Source organism: Bacteroides sp. D55t1_190419_B8, from assembly GCF_015558905.1.
GTDB classification, from domain to species: Bacteria; Bacteroidota; Bacteroidia; order Bacteroidales; family Bacteroidaceae; genus Bacteroides; species Bacteroides vicugnae.
Window position 1 is genome coordinate 370,209 of sequence record NZ_JADMOU010000003.1, and the last position, 13,859, is coordinate 384,067.

Annotated in this window: 6 protein-coding genes; 5 read left to right on the plus strand and 1 reads right to left on the minus strand. The window is 44.3% G+C overall.

Going from position 1 to position 13,859, the window contains the following annotated elements:
* Positions 1–3 precede the first annotated feature (3 nt).
* Entirely contained in the window at positions 4–3,129 is a 3,126-nt protein-coding gene (locus I2I13_RS04940; RefSeq protein WP_195648976.1) for a TonB-dependent receptor, read from the minus strand.
* 486 nt (positions 3,130–3,615) lie between these two features.
* Between I2I13_RS04940 and I2I13_RS04945 the strand changes: the two genes are divergently transcribed.
* The 5 genes from I2I13_RS04945 (at position 3,616) to lpxA (ending at position 13,717) form a co-directional block, all read left to right on the plus strand.
* Entirely contained in the window at positions 3,616–6,723 is a 3,108-nt protein-coding gene (locus I2I13_RS04945) for a glycoside hydrolase family 2 TIM barrel-domain containing protein (protein WP_195648962.1), read from the plus strand.
* 181 nt (positions 6,724–6,904) lie between these two features.
* Positions 6,905–8,080 (plus strand): efflux RND transporter periplasmic adaptor subunit, encoded by a 1,176-nt coding sequence (locus I2I13_RS04950; protein WP_195648963.1) that lies wholly within the window; start codon positions 6,905–6,907, stop codon positions 8,078–8,080.
* Positions 8,081–8,096: 16 nt separating this feature from the next.
* Complete coding sequence (locus tag I2I13_RS04955) at positions 8,097–11,525, plus strand: efflux RND transporter permease subunit (RefSeq protein WP_074558191.1); 3,429 nt, start codon at positions 8,097–8,099, stop codon at positions 11,523–11,525.
* Positions 11,526–11,536: 11 nt separating this feature from the next.
* Positions 11,537–12,928: an efflux transporter outer membrane subunit gene (locus I2I13_RS04960; RefSeq protein ID WP_148365496.1), complete on the plus strand. Its 1,392-nt coding sequence runs from the start codon at positions 11,537–11,539 to the stop codon at positions 12,926–12,928.
* Between the two features lie 18 nt (positions 12,929–12,946).
* Entirely contained in the window at positions 12,947–13,717 is a 771-nt protein-coding gene (gene lpxA / locus I2I13_RS04965; protein WP_148365495.1) for an acyl-ACP--UDP-N-acetylglucosamine O-acyltransferase, read from the plus strand.
* Positions 13,718–13,859: the final 142 nt, after the last annotated feature.

Sequence of the window (13,859 nt, forward strand, 5' to 3'; positions counted from 1 at the left end):
CTATTAAAAGGTTAGATTAATACCTAAATTATATATTTTAATGATAGGGTAAGAATCCGCATTATTCGGATTACATTCAGGGTCCATGATGTCAAACTTATCAAAGGTCAACAGATTATAACCGGTCAGTTTTATACCTAACTGCTGAATACCCAGCTTCTTTAACATCTTCTTATCTGTGAAGTTATATCCTATCGTCACATTCTTCAGCTTCAAATAAGAACCGTCTCGCACCCACAAAGAGGAGGAACGCATATTATAGACTGCATTTGTCTCGGTAAACCGCGGTGTAGTAGCTGTGTTTGCAGTTTCCGGCGTCCAGCGCGTATCTGCATGAAACTGCATCAAACCACGGATTTTACCATTTCCAAAAGGTTCTCTGAAAGCCCCGTCCAGCAACAAAGAGCGCTGTGCAGCACCAGTCCAGTTCATTGTCAGGAAAAAGCCTTTGTAATTAATACCATAATTCAATCCGAATGTATAGGCCGGACGAGTCGGGTTTCCAATAATAGTCTGGTCGTCGGAAGTAATTTCCTCATCACCGTTCAAATCCCGGTATTTCACATCACCCGGCTTCACAGACACACCCGGATCGGGCAGACCTGCCAACAGTTTGCCGTTCTCCCCGAAGTCCGCCTCTGTATAAAAACCGTCCGCCACATATCCGAAGAGCGTTCCGACCGGATTTCCTGTCCGCCACATATAAGGCTCATTAGGCTCAACCTCGTCTTGAAAAACAATCTTATTCTTTGAATAGGAAACATTTGCCTGAACATTATACTGAACCTGCCCGATCTTGTCATTCCACCTCACTTCTACTTCATATCCATGGTTTTTCACTTTACCCATATTTACGGCAGGTAGAATGGATGAAGTCAGCCCCGTTAATAAAGGTATTGTCTTACGATTGATAAGAATATCCTTACGTTCTTCGAGGAAATAATCCAAAGAGATTTTCAGACGGCTCTTCAAGAAATGAACGTCCAATCCATAGTTCTGTTTCAGCGCAGTTTCCCAAGTCACGTTCGGATTGCCCAGACGCTTCTCCAATGCACCCAGAATTAACGCCTTGCTGTTATAACCAAAGTTGAACCCATACTTATTGTTATTCCATCCATCTACTCCGCTCAGATTCACATCGTAAGAATCCGGCAGGAACAAGAAGCGGTTATTTCCAAGATTGTCATTTCCGACCAAGCCGACAGAAGCACGGAATTTCAGATAATCAACCACCTTCTGTTTTTTCATAAAAGCCTCTTCCGACAGAATATAACCGATAGAACCGGCAGGAAACGCACCGAATCTCTTACCCGGAGCAAAATTCTCAGAACCATTATAACCGAAGTTAACTTCTGCCATATAGCGGGATTTGTAATCATATGTCAGACGCCCTACAAAACCGATGTAAGCAGACGGTACTCCCACCCATTGGGTAGGATAGTATTTCTTGCTCTGATTGTATAAGAACAATCCCCCGACATTATGAAAACCAAATTTACGGTTATATCTCAGACTTGCTTCCAGATACCAGTCTCGTGCCCGCGAAGAAGTTTCCTCATATTGCAAGCTCTTGTTCTCTCCTTTGATCTTATAAACAATATTCTTGTTGAAATCCGGCGAATCATAACCAAGCGACGGGTCTTCCAAAGAAGACTGATAGAAAGGCATAAATTGTTCCACTTGCCCTTTACGCTTTTTGGTAAAGCCATAACTCGTATTATAAGCACCTTTTATTTCCGCCGACAGCCCTTTGGTTATGAAGTCCAACTTCTGATTCAACAGAAGGTCCAGATTCATCGTATTATTAATAGCAGTTGAGTAACCCGTCCCATAACACTTAGGCAAAGCACTGTTGCCCAGATTAATTTTATTATCAAAACGTTCTTCGGGAGTAACTATGAGTTGTCCGTCAATTACACCCGGACTGCTAAACGGAGTTGTCTGATTAATCAGTGTCCAGATCGAATTAGTCGCATCATTAATCATCGGCTCATTCCGGTTACCTACAATGCCACCGATACCAATCTTCAACGTGGTAGTCTTAGTTACATTAAAGTCTAAATTCGAGCGATAATTGTATCTTTTGTATTTATAATTGTTATCATACCCCACTCCTTCAAACTGTTTCAGCAAGCCATTCTGATATAAGAAACCTAAAGATATAAAGTAACGTATATCTTTTGTTCCTCCAGAAATATTCAGGTTATGCTGTGTTTGCACAGACGTTTTATTTAGCAAATACTTTCTCCAGTCGATACTGGGATACATAACAGGTTCATCATTCAACCTGAACCGTTCAATTGCATAATTATCAAAAACCAAATCATTTTCGGTAGCATTTGGTTTATCATTCGTTATAATCTCGTTCCTCAAAGTAGCATACGTATAGCTGTCTGCCATTTCAAGCATGCGGGTAGGCATCTGGATACCAACCGAAGAATTCACGGAGATTTTCGCTTTGCCTTCCTTACCACGGCGTGTAGTCACCAAAATTACACCATTTGCACCACGCACACCGAACACGGCAGTAGCAGAAGCGTCTTTCAAAACCGTCACGCTCTCTATTTCATTCGGGTCCATTTGATAAAATGAACGTTCTATACCATCCACTAAAATCAAAGGAGAGGAAGCGCTTTCTGTCAAAGACCCCACTCCGCGAATAAACACCTTAGGGTCTTCCTGCCCCGGCTGACCGCTAGTCTGGACGGATGAGAGTCCTGTAATCTGGCCCGCCAGCGAATTGGCCACACTTGCATTTGGCGAACGTATCAGCGCCTCATTGTTTACAGCAGAAATAGCGCCTGTCAGAGTTTCTTTCTTTTGTGTACCATAGGCCACAACTGTAACTTCCTGAAGTTCATTTGCCGTTTCTTTTAAAATAATTTTCAGTTGTTTGCGACCATTTAATGGCACTTCTTGAGGTTCATATCCCATGAACGAAATCTGCAGAACTGCCTTTTGAAGATTGCCTACTTTTAAATGGAAAACACCATTCATGTCGGTAATAGCACCGTTAGCCGTGCCTTTTTCTTTTACATTAGCACCAATCACCTCTAAGTTAGATTCATCCAATACAGTTCCCGTCACTGTATTTTGCGCCCATACCAAGAGCGAACAACACATAAGCATTAACGTACTGATGCACCTTTTGCATCTTTTTAGTCTCGTCAGTTTGTTCATAATAATAAATTTAAGAATTTGAAATAGGTTTGTTAAAAACACTTGTCGCAAATTAAGTGAATATGACAGTTTTTAAGATACAGTTATCATACTAAAAAGATACAAAATAGTACATAACAAGAAATGTAAAGCTTTAAATCTAGCTGTATTATCCATAATATCAGGGCATCACACTAGAGAAATACAGCCTATTCATCGTTTCTTATTGATTTTACCATACTCGAAAAGTCGTTTTCAAAAAGTTAATTTACCAAGTTCTTCTCTCATCGTAAATCTATACCAACTCCACATATCATTATCAGCCTTCATTGGATAGTTCATAAATAAATTAAAATTGAACTATTGCCATACCTAATTAGACTTATTATTCTCCTTCATTAATCAAATTATTCCCTATCTTTGACTCCCGAAATTCAAACCTAATACAAAAAACCCATGAAGAAACAACTACTCTCTTGCTGCTTGGCTGCATTGGGACTGACAGCAATTCAAGCACAAAGCTTCAATGAGTGGAAAGACCCGGAAGTGAATTCCGTAAACCGCTCCGCCATGCACGCTAATTACTTTGCTTATGCATCGGCTGATGAAGCTAAAGCCGGCATCAAAGAAAATTCAACGAATTTCATGACCCTGAACGGTCCTTGGAAATTCAACTGGGTGAGACATGCAGATGCACGCCCGACTGACTTCTATCAAACTAATTTCAACGACAAAGGTTGGGACGACCTTCAGGTGCCCGGCGTTTGGGAATTGAACGGTTACGGTGATCCTATCTACGTCAACGTAGGATATGCATGGAGAAGCCAATTCAAAAACAATCCTCCGCAGGTGCCGACAGAAAACAATCATGTAGGCTCTTACCGCAAAGAAATTATCCTTCCCGCCGACTGGAAAGGCAAAGAGATTTTTGCACATTTCGGCTCGGTAACTTCCAATATGTACCTTTGGGTGAACGGACGCTACGTAGGATATAGCGAAGACAGTAAACTGGAAGCTGAATTCAACCTGACCAACTATCTGAAACCGGGTAAAAACGTGATCGCTTTCCAAGTATTCCGCTGGTGCGACGGCAGTTATCTGGAAGATCAGGACTTCTTCCGCTACTCCGGCGTAGGACGTGACTGTTATCTCTACGCACGCGACAAAAAATACATTCAGGACATTCGTATCACTCCCGATCTGGACAGCCAATATAAAGACGGTATGCTGAATATAGCCGTTGACCTGAAAGGAAGCGGCACAGTAGCTTTAAACTTGACAGATACTCAAGGCAACAGTGTAGCGACTGCCAACTTGAAGGGTTCGGGCAAATTAAATACAACCTTGTCTGTCTCTAATCCGGCTAAATGGACTGCCGAGACACCTAACCTCTACACGCTGACCGCTACACTGAAAAACGGCAATAATGTAGTAGAAGTAATCCCCGTTAAAGTAGGTTTCCGCAAGATTGAGCTGAAAGGCGGACAGATACTCGTAAACGGACAACCGGTACTCTTCAAAGGAGCCGACCGTCACGAAATAGACCCGGACGGTGGTTATGTCGTTTCTCTCGAACGTATGCTACAGGATATCAAAGTGATGAAAGAACTGAACATCAACGCTGTGCGTACCTGCCATTATCCGGACGACAACCGTTGGTATGACCTTTGTGACCAATATGGTCTGTATGTAGTGGCCGAGGCCAATGTAGAATCTCACGGAATGGGTTACGGCGATCAGACACTGGCAAAGAACCCGAGTTATGCCAAAGCTCACATGGAACGTAACCAACGCAATGTACAACGCGGATACAACCATCCGTCTATCATCTTCTGGTCACTGGGTAACGAAGCCGGCATGGGACCGAACTTTGAGAAATGCTACACTTGGATCAAGAACGAAGACAAGACGCGTGCCGTACAATACGAACAGGCAGGAACCAGCGAATTCACCGATATTTTCTGCCCAATGTATTATGACTACAACGCTTGTATCAAATATAGTGAAGGTAATATCCAGAAACCGTTAATCCAATGCGAATATGCACACGCAATGGGTAATTCGGAAGGCGGATTCAAAGAATACTGGGACATCATCCGTAAATATCCGAAATATCAGGGTGGATTTATTTGGGACTTCGTAGATCAATCCTGCCACTGGAAAAATAAAGACGGAGTGAGTATCTATGGTTATGGCGGCGATTTCAACAAATACGACGCTTCGGACAACAACTTCAACGACAACGGCCTAATCAGCCCCGACCGCGTGCCTAATCCACATGCTTATGAAGTTGCTTATTTCTATCAGGATATATGGACTACTCCTGCGGATCTTGCCAAAGGTGAAATCAATATTTTCAATGAGAACTTCTTCCGCGACCTCTCTGCATACTATATGGAATGGCAATTACTGGCAAACGGGGAAGTAGTGCAAACAGGCATCGTGCCCGACCTGAAAGTTGCGCCCCAACAAACCGTCAAAGTGCAAATTCCGTTTGACGTGAAGAATATCTGCCCTTGCAAGGAATTATTGCTCAATGTGAGCTACAAACTGAAAGCTGCCGAAACACTGCTGCCGGCAGGAACGACTATCGCTTACGACCAGTTAAGCATCCGCGACTACAAAGCACCGGAACTGAAACTGGAAAACCAACAGGCTTCCAACGTTCCGGTTATCGTACCCGATATTTTGGATAACGACCGCAATTACCTGATCGTGAAAGGTGAGAACTTCTCCATGGATTTCAACAAACAGGACGGTTACCTCTGCCGTTACGACGTCAACGGTATGCAAATGATGGAAGACGGCAGCGCACTGACTCCTAACTTCTGGCGTGCACCGACCGACAATGATTTCGGAGCCGGACTGCAACACAAATACGCTGCATGGAAGAATCCGGAACTGAAACTGACTTCTCTGAAACACGCGATTGAAAACGATCAGGCAGTGGTTCGTGCTGAATATGACATGAAGTCGATAGGTGGAACATTGTCGCTGACTTATACCATTAATAATAAAGGTGCAGTGAAGGTTACTCAAAAGATGGTGGCAGACAAGAGCAAGAAGGTTTCTGAAATGTTCCGCTTCGGTATGCAAATGCGTATGCCTGTCAACTTCAACGAGGTAGAATACTACGGCCGTGGTCCGGGAGAGAACTATGCCGACCGTAACCACGGAGCCATGTTGGGCAAATACCGCCAAACGGTAGAAGAACAATTCTATCCTTACATCCGCCCGCAGGAAACCGGAACAAAAACGGACATCCGTTGGTGGAGACTTCTGAATATCAGCGGCAACGGACTACAATTCGTATCGGATGCTCCTTTCTCTGCTTCTGCACTGAATTATACCATCGAATCATTGGATGACGGTGACGGTAAAGACCAGCGTCACTCACCGGAAGTAGAAAAGGCGGACTTCACCAATTTCTGTATCGACAAGGCGCAAGCTGGTCTTGCCTGTGTCAACAGTTGGGGAGCTATACCACTGGAAAAATACCGTCTTCCTTACCAAGATTATGAGTTAAGTTTTATTATGACTCCTGTATATCATAAACTAAAGTAAAAAACATAGTTAAAAAACACGGTATCAGAGAACAAGAATACCGAATTTAAAGTACTTTTGCAGCCGGAAACTAATTTGCCTAAATTAGTTTCCGGCTTTTCTTCCTTAAAACCCTTGACTATATGAATGAACAGCACACTGGGAACAAACGCATTAAATTAAAAAACAGATATTTATAAGTATGAAAAGTAGAATTGTTTTATTTGCATTTTGCGTAGCCCTCTTGTCTAGTTGTGGCAATAAGGGCAATGGAACAGGAAAGGTTCCTGAATATGCAGTACAAGAGTTACAAAAGACGACTGCCCATTTAACAACTGCCTATCCGGCTACAATCAAAGGTAAACAAGACGTAGAAATCCGTCCGCAGGTATCGGGTTTCATCACGAAACTATGCGTGGATGAAGGAGCAACTGTCCGTAAGGGACAAGTATTGTTCATTGTTGATCCTACACAATACGAAGCTGCAGTGCGCACAGCAAAAGCTGCCGTTGCTACAGCCGAAGCTGCTGTCAGCACTCAACAAATGACGGTAGACAATAAGCGTGAGCTTAACAAGAAGAACATCATCAGTGACTACGACTTGTCAATGGCAGAAAATACGCTGGCGCAATCACAGGCACAACTGGCACAAGCAAAAGCACAGCTTACCACTGCACAGCAGAATCTCTCTTTCACCCAAGTGAAGAGTCCTTCTGACGGTGTAATCAACGATATTCCGTATCGTCTGGGAGCATTGGTAAGCCCTTCCATCTCTACTCCGATGACTACTGTTTCTGAAATTGATGAAGTATATGTATATTTCTCCATGACAGAAAAAGAGCTGTTGGCCATGACTAAAACCGGAGGTACTATCAAAGAAGAAATCAGCAAAATTCCAGCTATCAAATTGCAGCTGATCGACGGTACAGAGTACAGCATCGAGGGTAAAGTAGACGCAATTACAGGAGTGATCGACCAGTCAACCGGTTCGGTAAGTATGCGTGCCCTTTTCCCGAACAAAGAACACATCTTACGCAGTGGCGGAACAGCAAACGTACTGATTCCTTACACGATGGAAAATGTGATTACGATACCGCAATCAGCAACAGTAGAAATTCAGGATAAGAAGTTCGTTTACGTTTTGCAACCGGATAACACGGTGAAATATACAGAAATCAAGATCTTCAATCTAGACAACGGAAAAGAATATCTCGTAACTTCAGGTCTGAATCCTGGAGATAAAATTGTAATCGAAGGCGTGCAGAGTCTGAAAGATGGCCAGAGCATACAGCCTATCACACCTGCTCAAAAAGAAGCGAACTATCAACAGCATTTGAAAGACCAGCACGATGGTAATTTAGCTACAGCTTTCAATTAATAATTTAGATAATCGTATGAAGTTAGATAAATTTATTAACCGTCCGGTACTATCAACGGTTATTTCTATTTTGATAGTCATTCTGGGTGCTATCGGACTGGCAACACTGCCAATCACCCAGTATCCGGACATTGCGCCTCCTACCGTATCGGTAAGGGCCACTTATACGGGTGCCAGCGCGTCAACCGTATTGAATTCCGTGATTGCCCCGCTAGAGGAACAAATCAACGGTGTGGAAAATATGATGTATATGACCTCCAACGCATCCAACACCGGTGCAGGTGATATATCCATCTATTTTAAACAGGGAACAGACCCAGATATGGCTGCCGTTAACGTGCAGAACCGTGTTTCTATGGCACAGGGATTACTGCCTGCCGAAGTAACCAAAGTCGGTGTGACAACTCAGAAACGCCAGACTTCCATGCTAGTGGTGTTCTCTCTTTACGACGAAAGTGATACATATACAGAATCATTTATCGAAAACTATGCTAAGATCAACCTGATTCCGCAAGTTCAGCGTGTACCGGGTGTGGGTGATGCCTCTGTGATGGGACAGGACTACTCTATGCGTATCTGGCTACGTCCGGACGTAATGGCGCAATACAAGCTGGTTCCGGGCGACGTATCCGCAGCCTTGGCAGAACAGAACGTGGAAGCTGCTCCGGGACAATTCGGTGAACGCAGCAACCAGACTTTCCAATATACCATCCGCTACAAAGGACGTCTGCAACAACCGGAGGAATTCGAAAATATCGTCATCAAATCTTTGCCCGACGGTGAAGTGCTTCGCCTGAACGATATTGCAGAAATCCAACTGGACCGTTTGGGATACAACTTTACCAACCGTGTAAACGGACATAAGGCTGTAACCTGTATCGTTTATCAGATGGCAGGAACAAATGCGACACAAACCATCAGCGACATTCAGGTGTTGCTGGATGAAGCGTCCAAATCACTGCCTGCCGGTTTGAAGATAAACGTATCCATGAATGCCAACGACTTCTTGTTCGCTTCTATCCATGAGGTATTGAAAACATTGATCGAGGCATTTATCCTGGTATTTATCGTAGTATATATCTTCCTGCAGGACTTACGTTCTACATTGATTCCGACCATCGCCATCCCGGTAGCTCTTATCGGTACATTCTTTATCCTGTCCTTAGTAGGATTCAGTTTGAACTTGCTGACGTTATGTGCGCTTGTACTCGCCATCGCCATTGTGGTCGATGACGCCATTGTGGTCGTCGAGGGTGTACACGCCAAGCTAGACCAAGGCTATACTTCCGCCCGTCTGGCTTCCATCGACGCAATGAACGAATTGGGCGGTGCTATCGTATCCATTACACTGGTCATGATGGCCGTATTTATCCCGGTAAGTTTCATGGGTGGAACGGCGGGAACATTCTATCGCCAATTTGGTATGACTATGGCCATCGCCATCGGTCTGTCCGCTCTGAACGCTTTGACATTAAGCCCCGCCTTGTGTGCCGTTCTTCTGAAACCGCACAAGCAGGAAGGTTCCGAAGAAGTTCCTCCATTGAAGGAGCGTATGAAAACAGCCTACAAGACGGCTCATACAACAATGATAAACAGATATACCGAAGCAATCGGAAAGATGTTGCATCCGGGAATCACACTCACATTCACACTTGTTGCCATTCTCGGTATGATTTTCGGATTCTTCAGTATCAATCCGGTGATTACCGCCATCCTCATACTTCTTAGTATTTTGGCACTAATCGGAATGAGCACGAATAAATTCAAGAACAGATTCAACGATACCTATGAATCTATCCTGAAACGATATAAAAAGCACGTACTGTTCTTCATCCAGAAGAAATGGTTGTCCATGGGGTTGGTCGTTGCTTCTATTGTATTGCTTATGTTCTTCATGAACACCACTCCGACAGGTATGGTGCCCAACGAAGATACCGGTACACTGATGGGAGCTGTGACTTTGCCGCCGGGCACGTCACAAGACCGCTCGGAAGAGATTCTGGCACGTGTAGACAGCCTGATTGCCGCTGATCCGGCCGTATCTTCGCGCACATTGATTTCCGGTTTCAGTTTCATCGGTGGACAGGGACCGTCCTACGGTTCTTTCATCATCAAACTGAAAGATTGGGATGAACGTTCGATGATACAAAACTCTGACGTTGTGGTGGGGTCCTTATATATGCGTGCACAGAAGATCATCAAGGAAGCACAGGTGTTGTTCTTTGCTCCGCCGATGATCCCGGGTTATTCAGCATCTACGGATATTGAGGTGAATATGCAGGATAAGACGGGCGGTGACTTGAACAAGTTCTTCGATGTAGTCAACGACTATACCGCCGCACTGGAAGCCCGCCCTGAAATCAATTCTGCCAAAACAACGTTCAACCCGAACTTCCCGCAATATATGATTGATATTGACGCGGCAGCTTGTAAGAAGGCAGGCATCAGCCCGAGCGACATCCTTACCACTATGCAAGGATATTATGGTGGTCTGTATGCATCCAACTTCAACCGTTTTGGTAAGATGTATCGTGTAATGATTCAGTCGGACCCGTTATCACGTAAGAATCTGGAATCTTTGAAGAATATCAAGGTTCGTAACAGTGCCGGTGAAATGGCTCCTATCTCTCAATTCATTACGATTGATAAAGTGTATGGCCCGGATATCATCAGCCGCTTCAACCTTTACACTTCCATGAAAGTGATGGTGGCTCCTGCCAGTGGTTATACATCCGGACAGGCATTGGCTGCGCTGGCAGAAGTAGCCAAGCAGAATCTTCCGACCGGTTACACCTACGAGTTGGGTGGTATGGCGCGTGAAGAAGCTCAGAGCAGTGGAAGCGCTACCGGATTGATTTTCATCCTCTGCTTCGTATTCGTTTATCTGTTGCTGAGTGCACAGTACGAAAGTTACATACTTCCGTTAGCCGTATTATTGTCCGTTCCGTTCGGTCTGCTAGGCAGCTTCCTGTTTGTGAACGGAGTAAGTGCTATCGGTAATATCTCGATGTTGAAGATGATTCTGGGGACAATGTCCAACAATATCTATATGCAGATTGCGTTGATCATGTTGATGGGTCTGTTGGCGAAAAATGCCATCCTGATTGTAGAGTTCGCCCTTGACCGCCGCAAGATGGGTATGAGTATCACATGGGCAGCCGTATTGGGCGCCGGTGCCCGTCTCCGCCCGATCCTGATGACATCATTGGCAATGGTAGTCGGATTGCTTCCGTTGATGTTTGCCTTTGGTGTAGGTGCTCACGGTAACCGTACACTGGGTACTGCTTCTATCGGTGGTATGTTGATCGGTATGATTTGCCAGATTTTCATCGTTCCTGCCTTGTTCGTAATCTTCCAATATCTGCAAGAGAAAGTGAAACCGATGGAATGGGAAGATATTGACAATACAGATGCTGTAACAGAGATTGAACAATACGCTAAATAATGAAATTCGATATGAAGAAACAGATTCTATATATGTTGTGTGCAACTGCTCTCTTGAGCAGCTGCCACATCTATAAGTCGTATGACAGACCCGAAGATATCACCACTTCCGGCCTGTATCGCGATCCGGTAGCGAATAATGATACACTGGTTTCGGATACAGCCAACTTCGGTAATCTGCCGTGGAGAGAAGTCTTCACCGACCCGCAACTCCAGTCTCTCATCGAAGCGGGACTGAAACAAAACACTGACCTCTTGTCGGCCGCTCAGAATGTGAAAGCAGCAGAAGCATCCCTGATGTCTGCACGTCTGGCTTATGCTCCGTCACTGGGGTTATCACCGCAAGGAACAATCAGTAGTTTTGATAAAAACGCAGCAACAAAAACGTACTCATTGCCCGTTACAGCTAGCTGGCAGATCGACTTGTTCGGTCAGTTGCTCAACTCCAAACGAAATGCACAAGTTACTCTGAAGCAAGTGAAAGCTTACCGTCAGGCTGTGCAGACACAGGTTGTCTCCAACATCGCCAATATGTATTATACATTAATGATGTTAGACCGCCAGCTGGAAATAACCAAAGCCACAGCTGAAATTCTGAAACAGAATGCCGAAACAATGGAAGCGATGAAAAACTCTGCTATGTACAATATCAATTCGGCCGGTGTAGAACAGAGCAAGGCTGCTTACGCGCAGGTACTTGCCACTATTCCGGACATTGAACAAAGCATACGTGAGACGGAAAATGCCCTGTCTACTTTCTTGGGCGAAGCTCCGCACGCCATCAAACGTGGCGTATTGGAGGCACAAGTACTTCCGACGGAACTTTCCGCAGGTGTACCTATCCAGTTGCTATCCAACCGTCCGGACGTAAAAGCTGCTGAAATGTCATTGGCAAGCTGCTATTACAATACTAATTCGGCACGTGCCGCATTCTATCCGCAAATCACGCTTAGCGGCTCTGCCGGATGGACCAACAGTGCCGGTAGCGCAATTATCAATCCGGGAAAGCTGTTGGCTTCCGCCATTGGTTCACTTACGCAGCCTCTATTCTACCGGGGACAGAACATTGCCCGGCTGAAAGCAGCGAAAGCACAGGAGGAACAAGCTAAACTATCCTTCCAACAAACACTTCTGAATGCCGGAAGTGAGGTCAGCAATGCGTTAAGTTTATACCAAAAGACCAGTGAAAAAGTAGAATCACGCCAAATGCAGGTAGAATCTGCAAAGAAAGCTTCGGAAGATACAAAAGAATTGTTTAACTTAGGGACCTCAACCTATCTGGAAGTACTGTCAGCACAACAGTCTTACCTGAGTGCACAAATCTCTCAGGTTTCCGATTGCTTTGATCAGATGCAGGCCGTAGTAAGCCTTTACCAGGCATTGGGTGGTGGAAGAGAAGAATAACTTTAAACATATACTATTATGATTAGTCCGTTAGCTTATGTAGACCCTGAAGCAAAGTTAGGCAAGAACGTAACAGTCCAGCCTTTTGCCTACATTGAAAAGAATGTGGAAATCGGAGATGACTGTGTCATCATGTCCTACGCCAGTATCCTGAAAGGTACTAGAATGGGAAAAGGAAACAAGGTACATCAGAACGCTGTTTTGGGAGCGGAACCGCAAGATTTCCACTATACAGGAGAAGACAGTAGCCTGATTATCGGTGACAACAACGATATTCGTGAGAATGTAGTAATCAGCCGCGCTACGTTTGCCGGTAATGCTACCAAAATTGGAAACGGAAACTACCTGATGGATAAAGTACATCTCTGCCATGATGTACAAATCAGCAATAACTGTGTAGTAGGTATAGGTACTACCATCGCAGGAGAATGTACGTTAGATGACTGCGTTATTCTAAGCGGTAATGTAACCCTGCACCAATATTGTCACATAGGTAGCTGGACACTGGTACAAAGTGGGTGCCGTATATCCAAGGATGTACCTCCCTATGTTATTATGTCCGGAAATCCTGTAGCATATCACGGTGTGAACGCTGTAGTTCTTTCCCAACATCACAATACATCAGAAAGAATCCTCCGCCACATCGCCAATGCATACCGTTTGATTTATCAGGGTAATTTCAGTGTTCAGGATGCTGTACAAAAGATTGTCGATCAGGTTCCTATGAGTGAAGAGATCGAGAACATTGTAAATTTCGTAAAGAGCTCGGAAAGAGGAATTGTGAAATAGACAAAAGAACTTACTATAAAGAAAGGGTGATGCTCAAAGAAAAGCGTCACCCTTCTTATTTTATAGTAAGCACTCATTGTACGGCTATAATACCCACAAAGGTATTGTAGCCCACATTGAGTTGTATTTTTGATTAATAATT

Excerpts from the sequence above, each read along its gene's own strand:
- I2I13_RS04940 (WP_195648976.1), bottom strand. The coding sequence starts at position 3,129 with ATGCTTATGTGTTGTTCGCTCTTGGTATGGGCGCAAAATACAGTGACG.
- I2I13_RS04945 (WP_195648962.1), top strand. The coding sequence starts at position 3,616 with ATGAAGAAACAACTACTCTCTTGCTGCTTGGCTGCATTGGGACTGACA.
- I2I13_RS04950 (WP_195648963.1), top strand. The coding sequence starts at position 6,905 with ATGAAAAGTAGAATTGTTTTATTTGCATTTTGCGTAGCCCTCTTGTCT.
- I2I13_RS04955 (WP_074558191.1), top strand. The coding sequence starts at position 8,097 with ATGAAGTTAGATAAATTTATTAACCGTCCGGTACTATCAACGGTTATT.
- I2I13_RS04960 (WP_148365496.1), top strand. The coding sequence starts at position 11,537 with ATGAAGAAACAGATTCTATATATGTTGTGTGCAACTGCTCTCTTGAGC.
- lpxA (WP_148365495.1), top strand. The coding sequence starts at position 12,947 with ATGATTAGTCCGTTAGCTTATGTAGACCCTGAAGCAAAGTTAGGCAAG.